The sequence below is a fragment of the Micromonospora sp. NPDC049139 genome, from assembly GCF_055586845.1.
In genome coordinates, this window is the sequence record NZ_JBVJHK010000003.1 from 336,866 (window position 1) to 358,598 (window position 21,733).

Below are 21,733 nucleotides of genomic sequence, written 5' to 3' on the forward strand. Positions count from 1 at the left end.
GGGGCGGGGTGGGGGTGGGGTGTGGGGTGTCAGGGGGTGGCGCTGGCTTCGGCGGCGATCTCGGGGAGGTCGGCCGGGCCGGGGTCCGCGGCCGGGGCCGGGGCCGGGTTCTGGGCGGCGGCGCGCACCGCCGCGGCGACCGCCGGGGCCACCCGGGAGTCGAAGACGCTGGGCACGATCACCGTCGGGTTGATCTTGTCCTCGCCGACCACGTCCGCGATGGCCCGGGCGGCGGCGATCGCCATCTCCTCGGTGAACTCCTCGGCGTGCGCGTCCAGCATGCCGCGGAAGACACCCGGGAAGGCGAGCACGTTGTTGATCTGGTTCGGCTGGTCGGAACGGCCGGTGGCGACCACGGCGGCGTGCTTGCGCGCCTCGCGCGGGTCGACCTCCGGGTCCGGGTTCGCCAGCGCGAAGACGATGGCGTCCTTGGCCATCATGGCGATGTCGTCGCCGGTGAGCAGGTTCGGCGCGCTGACGCCGATGAAGACGTCCGCGTCGCGTACCGCCCCGGGCAGGTCACCGGCGTAGTTGTCCTTGTTGGTGTGGTCGGCCAGCCACTGCCAGGCCGGGTTGAGCCCGGTCAGGCCGCGGTGCAGGGCACCCTGCCGGTCGTACGCGATGATGTCGCCCACGCCCTGGCGCAGCAGCAGCTTCATGATCGCGGTGCCGGCCGCGCCGGCGCCGGAGACCACGACCCGGACGTCCGCGAGCTGCTTGCCCACGACGCGCAGTGCGTTGGTCAGCGCGGCCAGCACGCAGATCGCGGTGCCGTGCTGGTCGTCGTGGAAGACCGGGATGTCCAGCGCCTCCCGAAGCCGGGCCTCGATCTCGAAGCAGCGCGGCGCGGCGATGTCCTCCAGGTTGATCCCGCCGTACGCGGGCGCGATGGCCTTGACGATCTGCACGATCTCGTCGGTGTCCTGGGTGTCCAGGACCACCGGCCAGGCGTCCACCCCGCCGAAGCGCTTGAACAGCGCCGCCTTGCCCTCCATCACCGGCAGCGACGCCGCCGGCCCGAGGTTGCCCAGGCCCAGCACGGCCGAGCCGTCGCTGACCACGGCCACGGTGTTGCGCTTGATGGTGAGCCGCCGGGCGTCGGCCGGGTTCTCCGCGATCGCCTGGCAGACCCGGGCCACCCCCGGGGTGTACGCGCGGGACAGCTCGTCGCGGGTGCGCAGCGCCACCTTCGAGCTGACCTCGATCTTGCCGCCGAGGTGCAGCAGGAACGTCCGGTCGGAGACCTTGCGCACGTCCACGCCGTCGAGCGCGGTCAGCGCGTCGACCACCTGGTCGGCGTGGGCGGCGTCGGCGGTGTCGCAGGTCAGGTCGACGATCACGTGGGTCGGGTCGGAGTCGACCACGTCGAGCGCCGTGACGATCGCGCCGGCCTCGCCGACGGAGGTGGTCAGCCGGCCGATGGAGGACGCGTCCGCAGGCACGGCGATCCGGATGGTGATCGAGAATCCGGCACTCGGAAGTCGGGTGATTGACACAGGATCCCTCCGTCGACGCTGAGCGGCTCGCACCGCATTTCTACTCGCCCACCCGGGCCGGCCCACCGGCCGCCCCCGCTTTTGTGGCATTTCACGCGGGCATATAGCGGGTGCGCCCGGCGTTGACACATGTCAGGATTGCTCGGTACGTGACAGAACGGACAGGAGACCAGCTTGACCAACCAGGAGACCTACCTCCCCTACACCGACGACGAGCTCGACGCCACCACCGGCGAGTTCGAGCTGTCAGAGCGGCAGGCGCTGCGGCGGGTCCCTGGCCTCTCCACCGAGCTCGCCGACATCACCGAGGTCGAATACCGCCAGCTGCGCCTGGAGCGCGTGGTCCTGGTGGGCGTCTGGACCGAGGGCAGCCAGAGCGACGCCGAGAACAGCCTCACCGAGCTGGCCGCGCTGGCGGAGACCGCCGGCTCGCAGGTGCTCGAAGGGCTGATCCAGCGGCGCAACCGCCCCGACCCGGCCACCTACATCGGCCGGGGAAAGGTCGACGACCTCGGTTCGGTCGTGCTCTCCAGCGGCGCCGACACGGTGATCTGCGACGGCGAGCTGTCGCCGTCCCAGCTGCGCAACCTGGAGCAGCGCACCAAGGTCAAGGTGGTGGACCGCACCGCGCTGATCCTCGACATCTTCGCCCAGCACGCCAAGAGCAAGGAGGGCAAGGCGCAGGTCGAGCTGGCCCAGCTCGAATACCTGCTGCCCCGCCTGCGCGGTTGGGGTGAGACGCTCTCCCGGCAGACCGGTGGTAGCGGTCGTGGCGGGGGCGCCGGCGGCGGCGTGGGCCTGCGTGGCCCCGGTGAGACCAAGCTGGAGACCGACCGGCGCCGGATCCGCCACCGCATCGCCCGGCTGCGCCGGGAGATCAAGGGCATGCGGTTGGTACGCCAGACCAAGCGCGCCCGGCGGTCCCGCAACGCCGTTCCCGCCGTCGCCATCGCCGGCTACACCAACGCCGGCAAGTCCAGCCTGCTCAACCGGTTGACCGGCGCGGGTGTGCTGGTCGAGAACGCGCTCTTCGCCACCCTCGACCCGACCACCCGCAAGGCCACCACCTCCGACGGGCGGCTCTACACCCTCTCCGACACCGTCGGCTTCGTCCGGCACCTGCCGCACCAGATCGTCGAGGCGTTCCGCTCGACGCTGGAGGAGGTGGCCGAGGCCGACCTGGTGGTGCACGTCGTCGACGGCACCCACCCGGATCCGGAGGAGCAGGTCCGCGCCGTCCGTGAGGTGCTCGCCGAGGTGGGCGCCGACCGGCTGCCCGAGCTGCTGGTGGTCAACAAGACCGACGCGGCCGACGAGGAGACGCTGCTGCGGCTCAAGCGGCTCTGGCCGGAGGCGGTCTTCGTCTCCGCGCACACCGGGCGCGGGCTCGACGGGCTGCGCGAGGCCGTCGAGGAGCGGCTGCCCCGCCCGGCGGTGGAGGTCCGCGCGGTGCTCCCGTACGACCGGGGCGACCTGGTGGCGCGGGTGCACCGGCAGGGTGAGGTGCTGAGCACCTCCCACCTGCCGGAGGGGACGCTGGTGCACGTCCGGGTGGGCGAGGCGCTCGCCGCGGAGCTGGCCCCGTTCCGAGCGGCGGCGGAGAGCCAGGTGGTCGCGTCCGCCCGGTGACGGCGTCCCGGCGTCACCCGGCGGAAACCTGCGGCATGCGACACTGATTCAATGCGCCGCGCTGTTGCTTCGGTCACGGTCGCCCTCGGCTTGCTGGGGGCGACCGTGGCGTGTGCGGGGGCCGCCCTGGCGGCGCCCGCCTCGGCCTCGTCCCCGCTCACGGCCGCCGCCGGCAAGAAGCGGTGCGCGGTGACCGACGAGCGGCTGCGCGAGCTCTCCGGCCTGGTGGCCACCAAGAGCGGCTACATCGTGATCAACGACGGCACCGAGGTGGAGAGCCGCAAGCGGGTCTTCTTCCTCGACGCCAAGTGTGAGATCTCGAAGGAGCCGGTCCGCTATTCGGGGCAGGGGCCGTTCGACACGGAGGACCTGGCGCTCTCGCCGAACGGCCAGACCCTGTGGATCGCCGACACCGGTGACAACGTCACCAGCCGCGAGCGCCGCGAGCGGGTGGCGCTGTGGAGCATGCCGGTCAACGGGTCCAAGCGGCCGGTGCTGCACCGGCTCTCCTACCCCGAGGGCAAACCGCACGACGCCGAGGCGTTGCTCATCGGCGACGACGGCAACCCGCTGATCATCACCAAGGTGATGTCGGGCAAGGCGCAGATCTTCACCCCCGCCGCGAAGATGAAGAGCGGGGACACCGAGGCGGTGCCGATGAAGAAGGTCGGCGAGATCGCCCTGCCGAGGACGGACACGGACAACCGGCTCGGCGCTCCGGGCCGCGTGGCGATCACCGGAGCCGCCCGTTCCCCCGACGGGTCCCGGGTGGTGGTGCGCACCTACGCCGACGCCTTCGAGTACGACGTGACCGGCGGCGACATCGTGGCGGCCCTGACCTCCGCCAAGCCCCGGGTGACGGCGCTGACCGATCCGTTCGGTGAGGCGATCGCCTACACCCCGGACGGCAAGACGTTCCTCACCGTCTCCGACGGCGGCCAGCTCGACGAGGCCGAGCCGGTGGAGATCCTCAGCTACACCCCGTCCGCCGAGGGCGCGAAGCCGGTCGCCGGCAAGGGCGACGGGCCGAAGAAGGCGGCCGGGCAGTCGTGGCTCGACGGCCTGAGCCTGAGCGACATCACGTACATCATCGCCGCGGTCGGCGTGATCGGCGCGCTGATGGTGGCCGCCGGCGTCTTCGGCATCCTGCGGGCCCGGCGCAGACCGGCCGCCCCGCGCCGGGACGCCGACGGGCCGGAGCGCGACGACCTCGCCGACGATCCGCGGGGCCCGGCGGACGACGACTTCCTGCCGCCGGGCGACCGGGCGCGGGGCGGCGTCTACGGTGGCGCGCCCTCCGGTGGCGTCTACGGCGGTGCGCCCGGTGGCGGGCGGGGCGGGGCGGTCCCGGCGGGCGGTGGTCGCGGCGGGGCCGCGCCGGCCGGCGGCGGGGTCTACGGCGGTGGCCGCCCGGCCGGCGGCGGCGTCTACGGTGGCGGTCGCCCTGCCGGCGGTGGTGGTGGCGGCGGTCGCCCGGCCAGTGGCGGTGGCGGAGCCTACGGTGGCGGCCGGCCGCCGGGCCCCGGTGGTCCCGCAGGCGGTGGCGGCGGTGGCCGGCAGGGTGGCGGCGGCCGTCCCGGTGGTGGCGTCTACGGCGGCGGGGGCCAACCGGGCCCCGGCGTCCACGGCGGCGGTGGCCGGGCGGAGCCGCCCCGTCGCGGCGGCGAGCAGGATCCTCGCGCTCAGCGGCCGGCCCGCCGGCGCGACGAGGGCTACGACGACGGCCGCGGCGGCCCCAACGGCCACGGGCGGGGTGGCGGCCGCGGCTACCGGGGCGACCGCTACTGACGTCCCCGGGCCTCCGGGGGTCGCCGTCGGCGACCGCTCCGGAGGCGCCACGGGATCAGATGCGGCGCAGCACCGCGACGACCCGGCCCATGATGGTCGCGTCGTCGCCGGGGATCGGGTCGAAGGCCGGGTTCTGCGGCATCAGCCAGACGTGCCCGTCGCGGCGGCGGTAGGTCTTGACCGTCGCCTCGCCGTCGAGCATCGCGGCGACGATGTCGCCCGCCTCAGCGGTCGGCTGCTGCCGGACCACGACCCAGTCGCCGTCGCAGATCGCCGCGTCGAGCATCGAGTCGCCCTTGACCTGGAGCATGAAGACCTCGCCCTCACCCACCAGCTCGCGGGGAAGAGGGAAGATGTCCTCCACGGCCTGCTCGGCCAGGATCGGGCCACCGGCCGCGATCCGGCCCAGCATCGGCACGTACGCCGGGGCGGGGCGCTGCGAGCGGCTCAGCTCGTCGTCGACGTCGTTGGGGGCCCGGACGTCCACGGCGCGCGGCCGGTTGGGGTCGCGGCGCAGGAAGCCCTTCTTCTCCAGCTCCTTGAGCTGGTAGGCGACGCTGGACGGCGACACCAGGCCGACCGCCTCGCCGATCTCGCGCACGCTCGGCGGATAGCCGTGCCGGTCCACCCAGGTGCGGATGAACTCCAGGATCCGCCGCTGCCGGGCGGTGAGATCCACCGTCGCCGGGTCGGGGAAGGCGCTCACCACCGGGGTGACCGGGCGCACGGCGGGCTGCCCGGCCCGGCTGCGCGCGGCGCTCCGGCGTCGGGTGGCCGGCGGGCCCGCCTCGGTGATCTGCTGCGGGCTCTTCGGCCGGCTGGCCCGGTCCTCGGTCACGTCCGTCCTCCCTGGTCGGCGCTGGGTGCCTTGGCGGCTCGTGGTGCGTGCGGCGGTGCGTGGTGACCGGTGAACGGAACGATCCGCGCCCGGTTGTTCATGACCGTATAGGTGAGATCGGTCATTTTCAAACGTCTGTACGACATCACCTCGGCGTGTCGGGGTGAAAAGTGGCCCTGCTCGTACTCACGTTCTGATAAATGGTACGTCGGGTCGAACGGGTGTTCGACGCCTGCCCGATCGGCGGCGGTTTCGCCGCGACCGGACGAATAACCCCGGGAGGCGTCGGACGGTTGGTTCTGCGGCGGGTCGCGCCGGCCGGGGTCGACTCCGGATGGCGGTGACGCGCCGGACACGCCGCTCAACTTGACCGCGGATCGTCGGCGGCATACGGTCGACCCCTAGATGTAGTAGTCACACGGGCGTAAGTCGCCTACAGGTTGGGTTCGACTACCGACCGCACTCCCGTACCGTCGACACGGCGAAGACCATCGACAGATGGCTCCGCCGCGCTGACGCATGCCCGGGAAGCGGTCGGCGTGCCCGCAGTCGATGAAGGAGGTCGGGCCGATGCGGTGTCCGTACTGCCGGCACGCGGACTCCCGGGTGGTCGACTCGCGGGAGGCCGACGACGGCCAGTTGATCCGCCGGCGGCGGTCCTGCCCGGAGTGCGGGAAGCGGTTCACCACGGTGGAGGAGGCGGTCCTCGCGGTCGTCAAGCGCAGCGGGGTCACCGAGCCGTTCAGCCGCACGAAGATCATCGGCGGGGTGCGCAAGGCGTGCCAGGGCCGGCCGGTGGACGACGACTCGATCGCGCTGCTCGCGCAGAAGGTCGAGGAGACCGTCCGGGCCAAGGGGGCCGCCGAGATCCCGAGCCACGAGGTGGGGCTGGCCATCCTGGGTCCGCTGCAGGACCTGGACGAGGTCGCCTACATGCGGTTCGCCAGCGTCTACCGGTCGTTCGACTCGCTCGCCGACTTCGAGCGGGAGATCGAGACGCTGCGGGCCGCCGCACGCGCCCGGGAGGGCGCCGGGGCCGACGCGGCCGAGGCCGCCGGCCGTACCAGTTGAAGTTCTTCGCAGTTGATGACAGTCGGATCGCGTGGCGAGGTGGCCGCGCGGACGAGGGGGCGGATGAGATGTCGGGGGATGGTGTGACGACGAGCAGGGCACGGAGCAAGGCCGGCGCGGGGCTCAAGATCGAGCGGGTCTGGACCACCGAGGGGGTGCACCCCTACGACGAGGTCGCCTGGGAGCGCCGCGACGTCGTGATGACGAACTGGCGCGACGGCTCGATCAACTTCGAGCAGCGCGGGGTCGAGTTCCCGGAGTCGTGGAGCGTCAACGCGGCGAACATCGTGACCACCAAGTACTTCCGGGGCGCGGTGGGCACCCCGGAGCGGGAGTGGTCGCTCAAGCAGCTGATCGACCGGGTGGTCACCACCTACCGCACCGCCGGTGAGGAGTACGGCTACTTCGCCAGCCCGGCCGACGCCGAGGTCTTCGCCCACGAGCTGACCTGGATGCTGCTGCACCAGGTGTTCAGCTTCAACTCGCCGGTCTGGTTCAACGTCGGCACGCCCTCGCCGCAGCAGGTCAGCGCCTGCTTCATCCTGGCCGTCGACGACTCGATGGACTCCATCCTCGACTGGTACAAGGAGGAGGGGCTGATCTTCAAGGGCGGCTCCGGCTCCGGCGTCAACCTGTCCCGGATCCGCTCCTCCCGCGAGCTGCTCTCCTCCGGCGGCAACGCCTCCGGCCCGGTCAGCTTCATGCGCGGCGCGGACGCCTCCGCCGGCACCATCAAGTCCGGCGGCGCCACCCGGCGCGCGGCCAAGATGGTCATCCTCGACGTGGACCACCCGGACATCCAGGAGTTCGTGGTCACCAAGGCGCGCGAGGAGGACAAGATCCGCGCGCTGCGCGACGCCGGGTTCGACATGGACCTGGGCGGCGCCGACATCGTCAGCGTGCAGTACCAGAACGCCAACAACTCGGTCCGCGTCTCCGACGAGTTCATGACCGCCGTGGAGAACGGCGGCGGCTTCGACCTGCGCGGCCGGCTCGACGGCGCGGTGATCGAGACCATCGACGCCAAGAACCTGTTCCGCTCCATCTCCCAGGCCGCCTGGGAGTGCGCCGACCCCGGCCTGCAATACGACGACACCATCAACGACTGGCACACCTGCCCGGAGACCGGGCGGATCACCGCGTCGAACCCGTGCTCGGAGTACCTGCACCTGGACAACTCCTCGTGCAACCTGGCCTCGCTGAACCTGATGAAGTTCCTCCGCGCCGACGGCGGCTTCGAGGTGGAGAAGTTCGTCAAGTCGGTCGAGTTCGTCATCACCGCGATGGACATCTCGATCTGCTTCGCCGACTTCCCCACCGAGAAGATCGGTGAGACGTCCCGCGCCTACCGGCAGCTCGGCATCGGCTACGCCAACCTCGGCGCCCTGCTGATGGCCTCCGGCCTCCCGTACGACTCGGAGCAGGGCCGCTCGGTCGCCGCGGCGATCACCTCGCTGATGACGGGCACCGCCTACCGCCGCTCGGCCGAGCTGGCCGGTGTCGTCGGCCCGTACGACGGCTACGCCCGCAACGCCGAGCCGCACAAGCGGGTCATGCGCAAGCACGCCGCCGCCAACGACGCGATCAAGCCGGCCGGCACCGTTGCCACCGCGATCCAGCGGGAGGCCACGAAGCAGTGGACCCAGGGCAACAAGATCGGTGACAAGAACGGCTGGCGCAACTCGCAGGCCAGCGTCCTCGCCCCGACCGGCACCATCGGCTTCATGATGGACTGCGACACGACCGGCGTGGAGCCGGACCTGGCGCTGGTCAAGTTCAAGAAGCTGGTCGGCGGCGGATCCATGCAGATCGTCAACCAGACCGTGCCGCGCGCCCTGCGCAGCCTCGGCTACCCCGAGGAGCAGGTCGAGGCGATCGTCGAGCACATCGCCGACCACGGCCACGTGGTAGACGCCCCCGGCCTCAAGCCGGAGCACTACCCGGTCTTCGACTGCGCGATGGGCGAGCGCTCCATCGCCCCGATGGGCCACGTGCGGATGATGGCGGCCATCCAGCCGTTCGTCTCCGGCGCCATCTCCAAGACGGTCAACATGCCGGAGGCGGCCACCGTCGAGGACGTCGAGAAGATCTACTTCGAGGGCTGGAAGCTCGGCCTCAAGGCGCTGGCGATCTACCGCGACAACTGCAAGGTCGGCCAGCCGCTCTCGGTGGCCAAGTCCAACAAGGCCACCGAGGCCGCCCCCGCCGAGGTGGAGAAGGTCGTCGAGAAGGTCGTCGAGTACCGCCCGGTGCGCAAGCGGCTGCCGAAGAAGCGCCCGTCCCAGACGGTCAGCTTCTCCGTCGGCGGCGCCGAGGGCTACCTCACCGCGTCGTCCTACCCGGACGACGGCCTCGGCGAGGTCTTCCTCAAGATGTCGAAGCAGGGCTCGACCCTGGCCGGCGTGATGGACGCCTTCTCGGTGGCCATCTCCATCGGTCTCCAGTACGGCGTCCCGCTGGAGACGTACGTCAGCAAGTTCACCAACATGCGCTTCGAGCCGGCCGGCATGACCGACGACCCGGACGTGCGGATGGCCGCCTCGGTGATGGACTACATCTTCCGTCGCCTGGCGCTGGACTTCCTGCCGTACGAGCGCCGCGCGGAGCTGGGCATCTTCACCGCCAGTGAGCGGGCCGCCCAGCTCCGGGCCGAGGCGGAGGCGGAGGCGAACGGTGCGGACCTCACCGCGATGGCCGCCTCCGCCCCGGTCGAGGCGCCGACCGAGCCCAAGACCGGGCCGGTCGCGCAGCCGGCACAGGAGGTCGCGGACGTCGCCGCCGCCAAGCCGGCGCCGTCCGTGGGTTCCAGCACGGAGCTGCTGGAGGCCGTGATCGGCAAGGCCGCCGACGCGCCGCTCTGCTTCACCTGCGGTACGAAGATGCGTCCGGCCGGTAGCTGCTACGTCTGCGAGGGCTGCGGCTCCACCAGCGGCTGCAGCTGATATTGCGCCGAATTGCATCTGCTGTAACGCCGAATTGCTCGATGACGACGACGGCTGAAGGCCGGCGGTCTGCAACCGTGAGGATCGCTGCGCCGACCGACGGCTGAAGACAGCGACCGCCCGATCCTGTAGGGGTTGGGCGGTCGCTGTCACGTCACCTGGCCGTCGACACCTTCGTAGCCTTGCCGACCGTAAGCCGGGAGGGCATCATCACTCCATGATCGAGAGAATCGAACCCGACGCCGCCCGGTGAGCGCCCTCGAGGTCCGACTGGACCAGGTATTGGGCACCGGCCCGTTCTGCGAGATCGGCCAGCCCCGTGCCATCGCCGCCCCGCCTGACGGTGATCTCGTCGTGATTGGTGGGGTACTGGAATGGCCGCAGTGGCACGGCCGCGATGTCTCCAGCCGGTCACGGCCGCACCCGGGCTGGTATCCGTTGGCGGTATACGAGTCCGACGACCTGACCTGCCTGCACTACATCACCACCCGCTGGCCGACCAACGTGATCGCCTGCCATCCGACTCTGCCGCTGGCAGCCATCGGCACCGGCGCGTACGACGGCGGATGGGCCTACGAGGGCGAACTACTTCTGCTGGACCTGACCACCGGTACCACCGTGTCGTTGCTCGCTCATCCACGCGAGGTGCGGCAGATCGCGTGGCGCGATCCGCAGACGCTCGACCTGGTGCTGGCCATTCCTTGCGACGAGGATGAAAAGCGGTTCGCTACCACGTCCCTCGCGTGCTCGATTCGCCGTGACGACTGGGATCGCGCTACCGAGGGAATGCTACGGATGCCGTACGGGGAGGCGCCGGTTCCGGATGGACCGCGGACCGACCCGGCGGTCGCCGTCACCACCATCGAGAGGCTCTGCCGGGAACGCGGACTGCGTTGGGCGGCCCGGCGCGGGGTGTGGGCGGTGGATTCGCTATCCGATGGCCGGATCGTCGCTGCTCTCGAAGGTGTCCGCCTCGAATGTTGGTCTTCGACGGTTGAGGAGTCGTTGTGGCGACTCCCGGTCGATGGTGCGGGACGCCAGGTGAAGGTGCTGCCGGAGGGGCGCACGGCCTTGGTGCTGACGCAGACACCGCACAGGTTCGAGGGCGGGTGGTGGACAGTCGATCCGAGTGTCGTGGCGGAGGTCGACCTGGACGACGGTGCGGTCCGGGCGATCCACGAACCTGCCTTTTCCGCTGTCATGGTGTCCAGGACCGACGGCTGGTGGGCACTACGCGGCATCGAGCACCCCACTCGGGTAGCGACCGGGGAGGTCGTTCTTCATCCCCCCGACGGCGTGAAAACAGCAACCGTCGAACTCGGCCGGTATGACCTGTTCAACCATTTCTTCGACATCCGCTACGCGCCGGACCTGCTGTTTCTCCAAGGCCAAGAAGACGAGCCCTGGCAAGACAAGTGGGTGGTCTCCGTCGATGTGCCCGAGGGCTCGGTGCGACGCCTGTTCCCACTCGAATGGGACGAGTCGCGAGGCGGCCATCTGTTCGGCGGCTGTGGAGCGTACCTCGACGACCGGTCCGGACCGGCGCTCGTGCACACCGGAGCGGTCCACGACGGTGCCGGCCTGCTGCCGGGGAACGCCTTCGTGGTCCGCCGTGTCTACCTGACCGGCGAGCTGCAATGGATTTTCACGGCCGATCATCAGGCCACAGCGCTCGACGCCGACGACGACTTCGTCTACGTCACGTTCAATTCGGGGGAACTGGTGCTCCTGCGCGCCGAGGATGGTGCGGTGCACGCACGGCAGGAGCTACGGGTCAACGGCCACCGCGTCGTTCCGCTCTCACTCGTCCGGCTGAGTCCAGACCGCCTCGCGATCGGCACCCTGGACGGTCGTGTACTCGTCTGCTCCCTCGCTGCCACACCGGACCTGGCCAACGGCCAGGAATAGTCGACCTTCCAGATACTGCACTGCACCAGTTCGTACGACGACGATGAGCCCCGGGCGTTCCGACGCCCGCGGCTCGGTCCATTCCGTCCCACGACGGGGGAATGCAGAGCGGCCCTTGCTGTCCCAGACCGATCCAGTGCCGCTGATGCGACGGAGACGCGGGCAGCACGTTCTCGTCAGCGGTCCTCGTCGCCGTCGATGGGGCGGGGTGGGCGATTGTGGCGAGCCCACTCGTCCACCTCGTCCGCGTCCCAGATGGTTGTCCCGATCAGGCGGGCGACAGGCTCAGGAAAGCCGGGCCTGCGGGTGATCTGCAGAACCCGCTGCCGTGACACGCCGAACAGGGCGGCCAACTCGCCAGGCCCGTACAAGCGTGGTCGCTTCACCGCGTGAAGGTATGCCGGTTCGTCTGCGTCTGTCATCCACGGCCTTATCAGCAGTGCGACCGCTGCGGCGCTGACCACGCTCGCGTGGACGGATCAGCGATCCGAACAGCAGGACAAAGTCCTATCGGTGAGTCCGGAACTCGCAGACGAAGAGGGTCCACGCGTCAAGTGAAAAGTCGAGCGTAGGGCCGTTCGGATCCTTGCTGTCCCGGACCAATATCCCAGCGCCGCTGGCGGCGACCTCGACGCATGCGCCGCCGTTGTTGTCGCTGTAGCTCGACTTGCGCCAGACCGGGCGATCCGAGGTCTCCATCACCGCTCCTTGAAGAACGTGTAATCAGCCTTGGCGCTTCAACGAGTTGACGAACACCGTCCACCGGTCGCGGGGGAAGGAGAGCACCGGCCCTTGCTGGCTCTTGCTGTCTCGGACCTGGGCCACACCATCGACGTACCGGGTCTCGACGCAGGCGCCGTCGCCGCCGCTCCGGGTGCTCTTGCGCCACTGCGAGTCCACGTGCGCCTCCTACTCCTTGCGCCTCGCGCTGCGGATCTCCTCGATCATCGCGGTCGAGTCGCTGGGTGACAAGGCTGCGGCGCGCAAGCTGTTGAAGACCACGGTACAGCGGCGCACGTCCTCACCTTCCGCGTAGAGGTCGCCGGTGATGCCCTCGATGTAGACCACGCGGGGGCCGTCCGCGAAGTTCAGGATGTGGAAGCTCGACACCATGGAGGCATGGGCACCCTCCCGAAACGGGATCACCTGGACCGTGACGTTCCACCGTTTGGCGGCGTCGAGCAGGGCAGTGAGCTGGTCGGCCATGACTGCTGCGCCGCCGATCTGCCGGCGCAGCACCGCCTCATCGAGCACGGCCAGGAGGCGCAACTTCCCTGACGCGATTAGCTCCTGGCGCTTCATGCGGACGGCGACTCGGCGCTCGACCGCCTCGGGTGAGCGCTCGATGGCGTCCGCGCTGGTCAACGCCCGCGCATAATCCGCCGTCTGGAGCAACCCCGGCACGACCAGCGTCTCGAAGTTGTGTACCTCCTCGGCGGCGGACTCCAGGCCGATGTACTGACGGTACGACGACGGCAGGTCGCCGTACTTGGCCCACCAGCCCCGCTGCTTGCCGCTCTTGGCCATCGACAGAAGCGTGTCGCGCAGTTCGGCGTCGGTGACACCGTAGCGATCCAGCAGGGCGTTGAGCGCCGGCCCCTTGATCCCGACCCGGCCCGCCTCGATGCGCCGCAACGTGCTGGCCGACACCTCGATGACCTCGGCAGCCTGCTCGGCGGTCACAGTGGCGTCCTCGCGAACCCGGCGGAGCTGTGCGCCGAGCTGGAAACGAACGAAGGTCGGACTCTCCATGGCGGTCATTCTGCCGTCGATGTCTCTGTCTCAGCGCGCCCAACACGCGCATGCTTTCTGGCTCGCTGTGCTTGACCACCCAAAAATGCGCGCGCAAAATCGGCGGCGCACGCGCAGCGTGACGTGACGATTGCCAGGAGTTCGGATGCCAAGGCGTGTGTCGTACGACGACTACCTGCTGGCGGTGGCGCTCACTCTGGCCCGTCGGCACCGGCCGGTCTGGTCCTGGCGGCGGTGGCGTCGGGTCTGCCGGTGTGGGTCGGATTTGCCCTGCCGGGCTCGCCACCGCACGCCGATACGTCGAGGTCACTGGCCGGGGGAGGAGCAGCAGTGACGGAGGATCAGGTCGGGCGGGTCCTGTCGGTGCGTCTGCCCGGCGTCGACGGCCCGTGTGCCGGTTGCCGTTGGTGGTGGGCGCGGCTGGCGCCGTACCCCTGCCATCAGGCGGAATGGGCGTCCCGCTGGCGTGCTCGCGTCGCCGCCTGGCGCTTCCTGGACGGCCTGCGGTGACCACCCACGGCCCGGTCCGTCCGGTGTGGAGCTGCGGCGGCTGCGACGCGCCCTGGCCGTGCCAGACCCGACGCAGGGAACTGCACGCCGAGTTCGAGGGCGCGCCGGTGTCGCTGGCCCTCTACATGGGGTCCTACCTGGTCTGGGCGGCCGAGGACCTGACCTGGGTGCCCGCCGGGCTGCTGCACCGGCGCTTCCTCGGGTGGGTGCGGTGAGCGTGATCCGGCGCGGCGACGAGCGCTTCCACTACAGCGACGGCTCCCACAAGTGGATCCCGCCCGACCCGGACTACGACCAGGAGGTCTGGGACGAGATGGTGCGGCAGCATCAGCGCCAGCACCTGGCGGAGATCTCGCGGCGCAGGGAGCCGCGTCACCAGAAGCGGACAACGTGAGGCGTCGCCGCCGGGCATCTCCGACCGCACCGGGCAGCAGGTAGGTGTCGAGTTGGGCTGCGGGAGCAACACCCCTCGATGGCTTCCTCGCCGGCTGACGCTGGCTATCCTTCCGAACATGGCGGAGGAGCGGCGGACCCTGGCCGGGGGCCGGTATGTCTTGCAGGCCAAGCCGATCGGCAGCGGGGGCATGGGGGTGGTCTGGCGAGCTGTAGACACCCTGCTGGACCGCGACGTGGCAGTGAAGGAGTTACGACTGCCCGAGGGCCTGAGCGAATCCGAACATGAGGCGCTCCGAGAGCGCGCGATAACCGAGGCACGGGCGGCCGGGCGGTTGGACCACCCCGGCATCGTGACCATTCACGATGTTCTGATCGAGGATGGCCACCCGTGGATCGTGATGGGCGTGGTCGAGGGGCCGTCTCTCTACTCGGTGGTGCGCGAGGACGGACCGCTGAGTCCGCGGCGGACCGCGGAGATCGGCGAGGAACTGCTTGCGGCACTGCGGGTCGCTCACGCTGCCGGCATCCTGCATCGCGACGTCAAGCCGCAGAACGTCCTGTTGGGGCGGGACGGGCGCGCCGTACTCACGGACTTCGGGATCGCCGCGGTCATCGGCGCCACCCGGGGTCTCACCGGGACTGGCTCGGTCATGGGCACGCTGGGCTATGTGGCGCCCGAGCGGCTGACCGGGCAGGGTGCCGAGCCGGCATCCGATCTGTGGTCGCTCGGTGCGACGCTGTACTTCGCCGTCGAAGGTCGGCCCGCGTACGACTCGGACGATCCGGCAGAACTGGTCGCTGCCGTGATGAGCCGCGACCCCGGGCCGGCTGAACGTGCTGGTCTGCTGAGTCCGACGCTGCTCGGCCTGATGGCGCGTCGCCCGGGCGAACGGCTGTCTGCCGATGTGGCCGCGGAGCGTCTGCGGGAGGTCGCCGTCGGCGTCACGGCCGGCGACCAACCGACGGTTCGCGTCACCATGCCAGCCAAGGAGCAGGCCGCAGGGGCGACCAAGAAGCTGACCGAGCCGCTGCTGTCCGAGGGGAGCGGCCCGCGTGCACGACGTGTCGCGCCCACGCGCATTGCCGCGATCATCTTCGCCACGGCCCTGGCGGCCGGCGCACTGGCGACCGGCTATGCGCTCGCGCCGGACGGGGCGCCGAATCGGGAGACCGGCCGGGCCGGGGACCAACAGGCCAGCAGCCCGTCGGCCACCACGCCCGCAGCCCCGTCCGCATCGCCGTCGGTCAGACGGTTCACGACCGCACCGAGCGTGTGCCTGTACCTGGCCGACCACCCCGAGGTCATTGCGCCGTTGATTCCCAGGGCCAAGCTCTGGTCCGCACACCAGGCCACGAACAGCTGTAAATGGGAGCCCGGACAAGATCCCGACGACGGGGAACTCACCCAGCTCGACGTGGAGGCCCCCCTGCTCCCCGCCAACCTGGGTGGCTGTCCTACCGAGGGCGAGCGGCTTCCCGGCATCGGCGAGGAGGCGTACATCTCCGAAGAGGGGGACCTCGACGAGCACGGCTGGCACGACCGCGACGTGCGTGTCTACTTTCGCGTCAACAACCTCGCGGTGTGCCTGAAGTACCGCCAAGCGTCCCGGACGTCGATGCCGCCCTCCGCCAAGGCTGCGGTGATCGAATTCACGCGGGCCCTGGACCAGTGGGTCAAGCGGGAGCCGGTGACCTAGTTGGCGATCATCAAGATATGACGATTGCCGAGAGCTACGCCGAGTTCGGTACCCGTGAGGCGCGCGGCGTGTCGCCGACCTACGAGCGCCTTTCCCTCGCGGTCTCGCGTGACGACGAACTGCTCGCGCTGGTCGAAACGCTCCCGCCGGCCAAGCGGCAGCCGAACCTGCTGTTCGGCGTCGTACGACTACTCGGCGGGCCCGTCGACGACCCGGCCGCGTTCCACGACTTCACGGTGGCGAACTGGCCGACGATCGAGGCGGAAATGCGCACCCGGGCCGTCCAGACGAACGAGCCCGGGCGGTGCGCCGTCCTGCTGCCGGTGCTCGCCGCGCTGCCGCAGCCGCTGGCGCTGCTGGAGGTCGGCGCGTCCGCCGGGCTCTGCCTCTACCCCGACCGGTACGCCTACCGCTACGGCGACCACCTGCTCGGCACGGGCGAGCCGGTCCTCGACTGCGCGCTCACCGGCACCGCGCCACCGGACCAGCTACCCGAGGTGGTGTGGCGGGCCGGGCTGGACCTGAACCCGCTGCGGGTCACCGACCCGGCGGACGTCGCCTGGCTCGACGCGCTCATCTGGCCGGAGCACTCGCACCGCCGCGCCCGGCTGCGGGCCGCCGCGGCCGTCGCCGCGACCGACCCGCCGCTGCTCGCGCGCGGCGACCTGGTGGACGACCTGCCGGCACTGGCCGCGCAGGCACCGCCCGGCGCGACGCTGGTGGTGTTCCACACCTCCGTGCTCTATCAGGTGCCGGCTCCGCGCCGGGCAGCGTTCACCGAGCTGGTACGCGGACTGCCCGGCCACTGGATCGCGAACGAGACGCCGGGCGTGCTGCCCCACGACGCGCTGCCGGAGCCACCGGGCGAGGCGCTGCACAACGTGCTGTCCCTCGACGGCGTACCCCTCGCCTGGACCCGCACACACGGCCAGGCGATGACCTGGTGGGGCTGACCCGGCGTCCGACACCGGGCGCGGTCGCGGCGTGACGGCCAGATCGCGTCCGCTCGGGTCGCGGGCTGCCTCCGCCGTACGAGGCAGCCCTCGACCCGGTTCACTCAGTACTGCTTCTGCTGGCAGGGCACGCAGAAGCGGGCGTGCGGCAGCACCTCCAGGCGTTCCCGGGGGATCGGCGCCTCGCACTTCTCGCAGATGCCGTAGCGGCCGTCGGCGATGCGCCGCAGCGCCCCGGTGATCTGGTCCAGGCTCTGCCGGGTCGCGGCGATCATCGCGCTCTGGGTGTGCGCCTCGCCCGGGTCGCCGGTGTCGGCCGTCAGCTGCGTGAGCCGGACGGTCTGCGCCTCGAAGTCGGTCGTCAGTGTCGCCCGCAGCTCATCGAGCCACTGCTGGTCCGGCTGGGTGTGCGTGGTCATGGCGTAGCTCCCTCTGAAAAAAAGAAAAGGGCCGAAGCTTGAGAAGCTTCGCCCTGGTGGCCGTTCGCACAGTTGCAAGCGGTTCACGGAGGGCTACGTCCGGCGGGGACGGGGCTCGGGAGTCCGGAGGCCACCGAGCCGGCAGGCGACGGCGCGGCCGCGGATCGCACCACCCGGGTCTCGACGGTCACCGACAGGGCACGCCGACGGGCAGCAGCGGACGCCGCCGTCACCACGACGGCGGTGCTCCTCTGCTGACCGAACGAACACATGGAGCCACCATAGGCCGGGCGGAACGGAAAACCAACGTGCTTCCGTCCGTGCGGAAACCGGCCTCACCCGACCGGGGCGCTCGTCAGTCGTGGACGCGCTGGTGGCGGAGCAGGACGACCCCGTCGCCGTCGGAACCACCAGCGCCGGCGGGGCCGCCCGCAGACCGGCGCCACCGGTTATCCGACCCGGAGGGTACGTTCTTGCGGGCCGCCTTCCAGGCGGCGGACGGGAGGCCCGGCGTGTCCATCGCCCTGTTCACCCTCGGCGGCACGATCGCGATGGGCGGGGTGGACCCCGGCCGGGCCGGGGTGGTCACCCGGCTGACCGGCGCCGACCTCACCGCCGCCGTGCCGGGCCTCGACGAGTTGGGCCTGCCGCTGGAGGTCCGCGACACCCACGCGGTGCCGAGCGCGCACCTGACGTACCGACAACTGCTCGACGTGGTCGACGCCGCCTCGCGGGCGGTGGCCGACGGGGCGACCGGTGTGGTGGTCACCCAGGGCACGGACACGCTGGAGGAGTCGGCGTTCCTGGCCGACCTGGTCTGGCCGCACGCCGCGCCGCTGGTCCTCACCGGCGCGATGCGCAACCCGACCCTGGCCGGCCCGGACGGCCCGGCGAACCTGCTCGCGGCGGCCCGCGTGGCGGCGGCCCCCGCCGCCCGCGACCTGGGCGCGCTGGTCGCGTTCGCCGACGAGATCCACGCCGCCCGCTGGGTACGCAAGACGCACAGCACCAGCACCGGCACGTTCGCCTCGCCGAACGCCGGCCCGGTCGGGCACGTGGTCGAGGGACGCGTACGCGTGCTGGCCCGCCCGTCCCGGCGGGAGCCGCTGCCGCCGGTCGACCCGGCACGGCTCGACGCCACCCGGGTCGCGCTGCACACCGTGACGCTCGACGACGACGGCGGCCTGCTCGACCGGGTCGCCGACACCCACCACGGGCTCGTCGTCGCCGCCTTCGGCGTCGGGCACGTCCCGGCCGTCCTGGCCCCGGTGCTCGGGGCGCTGGCCGAGCGGATCCCGGTGGTGCTCACCTCCCGCACCGGCGCCGGCTCGGTGCTGCGGCACACCTACGGCGCGGTCGGCTCCGAGACGGACCTGCGCCGCCGGGGCCTGCTGGACGGTGGGCTGCTCGACCCGTACAAGGCGAAGGTGCTGCTGCGGCTGCTGCTCGCGGCGGGCGCGGGCCGCGAGGAGATCGCCGCCGCCCTGGCCCGGCACGGCTGACCGCTCTCTAGACTGCGCCGGTGACCGGAGAGCGACGACCGCTGGCGGGCCGGCCGCTGACCGAGCCACACCCGTCCCGGCTGCCGCCGGAGCATCCGGACCGGGAGCGGATCCTGGCCGCACACGCCGCCGCCCTGGCTGCCGGTGAGGCCGGCTACCTCGACCCGGCCACCGGCCTGTTCGTGCTGAGCGCGGGGTTCCTGGCCCGACGCGGCACCTGCTGCGGTCGCGGCTGTCGGCACTGCCCGTACGTCGACGACTGACGGCGACCGGCTGATCGAGGGCTACCGCGAGGGCGGGGCAGGCCGTACGGTGTCCGGCGGACACGTCGGGGTGGACAGCGGAGGAGTGATCGTGCGCGGGCGGATCGTGGGCGCCGGGGTGGCCGTACTGCTGGCGACGGGCTGCGGCGCGGAGGCGGCCGAACCGGTGGCGGTGCCGCCTCCCGCGCCGATCGCGGTCGACGTGGCGGCCGCCTCGTCGGGCGGGGCGTGCCGGCTGCTGGACTTCGGCGTGATCGAGCAGCACGCGGGGGCCCGCTTCGACATCGCCGCCGCCAGCGAGACGGGCGACAGCCACACCTGCGTGGTCCGCGCCGAGCAGGCCACCCTGCCGGAGTTGACGCTGATCGTCACCGAGGCGTCGATCGACGCAGCCACCTTCACCACGGACGTGGTGCCGGAGAAGGCGGCCAAGGTCACCGGGCTGGGCCAGAAGGCATACCGGCGGACCGTCGCGGCCAAGGGCGCCTTCGGCCCGGTCGCGGAGGTGGGCTGGCTGGCCGCCGAGGGCCGCCTCGCCACCCTCCGCTACACCACCCCACCCGACACGCCCAAGCCAGACGCCGACAAGCTCACCGACGCCCTCATCGCCCTGGCCAAGCAGCTCGACATCCGCGCCATCTGACCCGCGCCGCCACTCCGCCCACTCCGCGATCTTGCACTTTCGGCCCCCGATCCGTCCCTTGTGTCGGATATTTCCGGGCACAAAGTGCAAGATCGCCGAGCCGAGCCAATCCGGGGCAGGGAGCGCGGGGTGGGGGCGGAGTGGGAGGGGTCAGTGGGCGGCGACGAAGACGCGGGAGGCGACCTCGCGGGGGAGGCGGACGCGGTCGCCCGAGCGGTCGATCGACACCCCGTCGCGCTCCTGCGCCACCATCACCGTCGCGCCCGGGTCGACGCCGGCCGCGTGCAACTGCCGCAGCACGTCCGCGTCGGTCTGCACGCTCTCGCAGATCCGCCGGACCACGACCGGCCCGGAGAGGCCGGGGAACGCCAGGTTGCGCTCACCCTCGACGGCGTCGGTGGTCTCCGGCCCGGGGGTGCCCAGCGCCTCCAGCCCCGGGATCGGGTTGCCGTAGGGCGAGCGGGTCGGCCGGTTGAGCAGGTCGTAGACCCGCTTCTCGACGGCGTCGCTCATCACGTGCTCCCACCGGCAGGCCTCCTCGTGGGCCTCCTCGTAGGGCATCCCGATCACGTTGACCAGCAGCAGTTCGGCGAGCCGGTGCTTGCGCATCACCGAAACGGCGGTGCTGCGACCGTGCGGGGTGAGCGCCAGGTGCCGGTCGCCCTCCACGGTGAGCAGGCCGTCGCGCTCCATCCGGGCGACGGTCTGACTGACGGTGGGCCCGCTCTGCCCCAGCCGCTCGGCGATCCGGGCGCGCAGGGGCGGCACGCCCTCCTCCTCCAGTTCGAGGATGGTCTTGAGGTACATCTCGGTCGTGTCGACCAGATCCGTTTTGGACACCTTCATCCCTCCCTGCCGCGGAGGTAACTTCAGGCTCGGTCGTGCCGACCAGATCATGCCCCACGTCAGCGGCCCTCCGGCCCACGATGGTACCCCGACGCAGGCCGAACGACCCTTGACGAACCGCGAGGCCCGGGCCCGGATGGTGTTGACTTGACCTCATGTCCGGAACCGAGGAGCTGCTGGTCGAGGCCGACCGGCTCGCGACCGAGCTCGACCACGCCGACCCGCCCACCCTGCTCGACGTCCGCTGGCGCCTGACGGGCCCGCCCGGCCGGGACGACTATGCCGCCGGTCACCTGCCCGGCGCGGTCTTCGTCGACCTCGACACCGCGCTCTGCGGCCCGCCCGGCCCGGCCGGCCGCCACCCGCTGCCCGACCCGGCCGCGCTCCAGGCCGCGCTGCGGGCCGCCGGCGTCCGTGCCGGTCATCCCGTGGTGGTGTACGACGGCGGCGACGGCATGGCCGCCGCCCGCGCCTGGTGGACGCTGCGCTGGGCGGGTCACCGGCCGGTACGCCTGCTGCACGGCGGCTTCCCGGCGTGGCAGGCCGCCGGACTGTCCACCAGCACGGCGGAACCGACCCCGGCGGCGGGCGACGTCGAGGTGCGCCCCGGCGCGCTGCCGGTGCTCGACGCGGGGGAGGCCGCCCGGCTGGCCGCCGCCGACGAGGGCGTCCTGCTGGACGTGCGCGCCGCGCCCCGCTACCGGGGCGAGACCGAGCCGATCGACCCCGTCGCCGGGCACGTCCCGGGCGCGGTGAACCTGCCCGCCGGCGAGTACGTCGCCGAGGGCCGGTTTCCGGCCGCCGACGCGCTGCGCGCGCGGTTCGCCGCCGCCGGGGTGGCCGGGGGCGCCCCCGTCGGGGCGTACTGCGGGTCGGGGGTGACCGCCGCGCAGGCCGTGCTCGCCCTGCACCTGGCGGGTCGGCCCGACGCGGCGCTCTACGTCGGGTCGTGGAGCAACTGGGTCGCCGACCCGTCCCGACCGGTCGCCACCGGGGAGGGCTGAGGGGCACGCCCACCCCGGCGACGCCGGCCGGCTGACGGCACGTGCGCCGGGCGACACGAGGGCGCGTGAGCAGGCC

23 protein-coding genes are annotated in these 21,733 nt (G+C 71.6%); 14 read left to right on the forward strand and 9 right to left on the reverse strand.

The window, feature by feature from the left end; all coding sequences use genetic code 11:
- Nucleotides 1–29 precede the first annotated feature (29 nt).
- Nucleotides 30–1,496, reverse strand: coding sequence for an NAD-dependent malic enzyme (locus ACZ6Q9_RS08330; protein WP_357693731.1), 1,467 nt, complete (start codon nt 1,494–1,496; stop codon nt 30–32).
- A gap of 174 nt (nt 1,497–1,670) precedes the next feature.
- On the opposite strand from ACZ6Q9_RS08330, the gene hflX reads away from it, so the two are divergent.
- Nucleotides 1,671–3,125, forward strand: coding sequence for a GTPase HflX (hflX, locus tag ACZ6Q9_RS08335; protein ID WP_396828181.1), 1,455 nt, complete (start codon nt 1,671–1,673; stop codon nt 3,123–3,125).
- A gap of 51 nt (nt 3,126–3,176) precedes the next feature.
- Nucleotides 3,177–4,913 carry a hypothetical protein gene (locus ACZ6Q9_RS08340; protein ID WP_396828179.1) on the forward strand — a complete coding sequence of 579 codons (1,737 nt, stop codon included), beginning with the start codon at nt 3,177–3,179 and terminating at the stop codon, nt 4,911–4,913.
- A gap of 55 nt (nt 4,914–4,968) precedes the next feature.
- On the opposite strand, the gene lexA is transcribed toward ACZ6Q9_RS08340, so the two are convergent.
- Nucleotides 4,969–5,751, reverse strand: a complete 783-nt coding sequence (gene lexA / locus ACZ6Q9_RS08345; RefSeq protein WP_393451898.1) for a transcriptional repressor LexA — start codon at nt 5,749–5,751, stop codon at nt 4,969–4,971.
- Nucleotides 5,748–6,107, reverse strand: coding sequence for a hypothetical protein (locus tag ACZ6Q9_RS08350; protein ID WP_396828177.1), 360 nt, complete (start codon nt 6,105–6,107; stop codon nt 5,748–5,750). The genes lexA and ACZ6Q9_RS08350 overlap by 4 nt, the downstream gene beginning before the upstream one ends.
- A gap of 214 nt (nt 6,108–6,321) precedes the next feature.
- Between ACZ6Q9_RS08350 and nrdR the strand changes: the two genes are divergently transcribed.
- From nrdR to ACZ6Q9_RS08365, 3 genes are all read left to right on the forward strand, one after another.
- Nucleotides 6,322–6,822 carry a transcriptional regulator NrdR gene (gene nrdR / locus ACZ6Q9_RS08355; protein WP_393265424.1) on the forward strand — a complete coding sequence of 167 codons (501 nt, stop codon included), beginning with the start codon at nt 6,322–6,324 and terminating at the stop codon, nt 6,820–6,822.
- Between the two features lie 68 nt (nt 6,823–6,890).
- Nucleotides 6,891–9,764 (forward strand): vitamin B12-dependent ribonucleotide reductase, encoded by a 2,874-nt coding sequence (locus ACZ6Q9_RS08360; protein WP_396828175.1) that lies wholly within the window; start codon nt 6,891–6,893, stop codon nt 9,762–9,764.
- Nucleotides 9,765–10,013: 249 nt separating this feature from the next.
- Nucleotides 10,014–11,672 carry a hypothetical protein gene (locus ACZ6Q9_RS08365; RefSeq protein WP_393451903.1) on the forward strand — a complete coding sequence of 553 codons (1,659 nt, stop codon included), beginning with the start codon at nt 10,014–10,016 and terminating at the stop codon, nt 11,670–11,672.
- Between the two features lie 176 nt (nt 11,673–11,848).
- Here ACZ6Q9_RS08365 and ACZ6Q9_RS08370 read toward each other — a convergent pair whose 3' ends face one another.
- The 4 genes from ACZ6Q9_RS08370 to ACZ6Q9_RS08385 all read right to left on the reverse strand — a co-directional run bounded on the left by ACZ6Q9_RS08370 (nt 11,849) and on the right by ACZ6Q9_RS08385 (nt 13,424).
- Nucleotides 11,849–12,058 carry a helix-turn-helix transcriptional regulator gene (locus ACZ6Q9_RS08370; protein WP_393451906.1) on the reverse strand — a complete coding sequence of 70 codons (210 nt, stop codon included), beginning with the start codon at nt 12,056–12,058 and terminating at the stop codon, nt 11,849–11,851.
- Nucleotides 12,059–12,179: 121 nt separating this feature from the next.
- Entirely contained in the window at nt 12,180–12,371 is a 192-nt protein-coding gene (locus ACZ6Q9_RS08375; protein WP_393451909.1) for a DUF397 domain-containing protein, read from the reverse strand.
- Between the two features lie 24 nt (nt 12,372–12,395).
- Nucleotides 12,396–12,572: a DUF397 domain-containing protein gene (locus tag ACZ6Q9_RS08380; protein WP_393451912.1), complete on the reverse strand. Its 177-nt coding sequence runs from the start codon at nt 12,570–12,572 to the stop codon at nt 12,396–12,398.
- Nucleotides 12,573–12,581: 9 nt separating this feature from the next.
- Entirely contained in the window at nt 12,582–13,424 is an 843-nt protein-coding gene (locus ACZ6Q9_RS08385) for a helix-turn-helix domain-containing protein (RefSeq protein WP_393451915.1), read from the reverse strand.
- A 330-nt stretch (nt 13,425–13,754) separates the two neighbouring features.
- On the opposite strand from ACZ6Q9_RS08385, the gene ACZ6Q9_RS08390 reads away from it, so the two are divergent.
- The 5 genes from ACZ6Q9_RS08390 (at nt 13,755) to ACZ6Q9_RS08410 (ending at nt 16,980) form a co-directional block, all read left to right on the forward strand.
- A complete protein-coding gene (locus tag ACZ6Q9_RS08390) occupies nt 13,755–13,934 on the forward strand; it encodes a hypothetical protein (protein ID WP_393451918.1) in 180 nt (59 codons plus the stop codon).
- The gene (locus ACZ6Q9_RS08395; RefSeq protein WP_396828171.1) at nt 13,931–14,149 is read left to right on the forward strand and encodes a hypothetical protein; all 219 of its coding nucleotides are present in this window, start codon (nt 13,931–13,933) and stop codon (nt 14,147–14,149) included. Before ACZ6Q9_RS08390 ends, ACZ6Q9_RS08395 begins: the two co-directional genes overlap by 4 nt.
- Nucleotides 14,146–14,328, forward strand: coding sequence for a hypothetical protein (locus ACZ6Q9_RS08400; protein ID WP_393295705.1), 183 nt, complete (start codon nt 14,146–14,148; stop codon nt 14,326–14,328). Before ACZ6Q9_RS08395 ends, ACZ6Q9_RS08400 begins: the two co-directional genes overlap by 4 nt.
- A gap of 118 nt (nt 14,329–14,446) precedes the next feature.
- Nucleotides 14,447–16,027, forward strand: a complete 1,581-nt coding sequence (locus tag ACZ6Q9_RS08405) for a serine/threonine-protein kinase (RefSeq protein ID WP_396828169.1) — start codon at nt 14,447–14,449, stop codon at nt 16,025–16,027.
- Nucleotides 16,028–16,044: 17 nt separating this feature from the next.
- Complete coding sequence (locus tag ACZ6Q9_RS08410; protein WP_396828167.1) at nt 16,045–16,980, forward strand: DUF2332 domain-containing protein; 936 nt, start codon at nt 16,045–16,047, stop codon at nt 16,978–16,980.
- Between the two features lie 104 nt (nt 16,981–17,084).
- On the opposite strand, the gene ACZ6Q9_RS08415 is transcribed toward ACZ6Q9_RS08410, so the two are convergent.
- Nucleotides 17,085–17,399 (reverse strand): TraR/DksA family transcriptional regulator, encoded by a 315-nt coding sequence (locus ACZ6Q9_RS08415; RefSeq protein WP_350710945.1) that lies wholly within the window; start codon nt 17,397–17,399, stop codon nt 17,085–17,087.
- 551 nt (nt 17,400–17,950) lie between these two features.
- On the opposite strand from ACZ6Q9_RS08415, the gene ACZ6Q9_RS08420 reads away from it, so the two are divergent.
- The 3 genes from ACZ6Q9_RS08420 to ACZ6Q9_RS08430 all read left to right on the forward strand — a co-directional run bounded on the left by ACZ6Q9_RS08420 (nt 17,951) and on the right by ACZ6Q9_RS08430 (nt 19,807).
- A complete protein-coding gene (locus ACZ6Q9_RS08420; RefSeq protein WP_393265610.1) occupies nt 17,951–18,901 on the forward strand; it encodes an asparaginase in 951 nt (316 codons plus the stop codon).
- 20 nt (nt 18,902–18,921) lie between these two features.
- The gene (locus ACZ6Q9_RS08425; protein WP_393265409.1) at nt 18,922–19,164 is read left to right on the forward strand and encodes a DUF5522 domain-containing protein; all 243 of its coding nucleotides are present in this window, start codon (nt 18,922–18,924) and stop codon (nt 19,162–19,164) included.
- Between the two features lie 91 nt (nt 19,165–19,255).
- The gene (locus ACZ6Q9_RS08430) at nt 19,256–19,807 is read left to right on the forward strand and encodes a hypothetical protein (protein ID WP_396828164.1); all 552 of its coding nucleotides are present in this window, start codon (nt 19,256–19,258) and stop codon (nt 19,805–19,807) included.
- A 150-nt stretch (nt 19,808–19,957) separates the two neighbouring features.
- Here ACZ6Q9_RS08430 and ACZ6Q9_RS08435 read toward each other — a convergent pair whose 3' ends face one another.
- On the reverse strand, nt 19,958–20,647 hold the full coding sequence (locus ACZ6Q9_RS08435; protein WP_393451947.1) for a metal-dependent transcriptional regulator: 690 nt from the start codon (nt 20,645–20,647) through the stop codon (nt 19,958–19,960).
- Between the two features lie 161 nt (nt 20,648–20,808).
- On the opposite strand from ACZ6Q9_RS08435, the gene ACZ6Q9_RS08440 reads away from it, so the two are divergent.
- Nucleotides 20,809–21,657 carry a sulfurtransferase gene (locus tag ACZ6Q9_RS08440; protein WP_396828162.1) on the forward strand — a complete coding sequence of 283 codons (849 nt, stop codon included), beginning with the start codon at nt 20,809–20,811 and terminating at the stop codon, nt 21,655–21,657.
- The last annotated feature ends 76 nt before the right edge of the window (nt 21,658–21,733 follow it).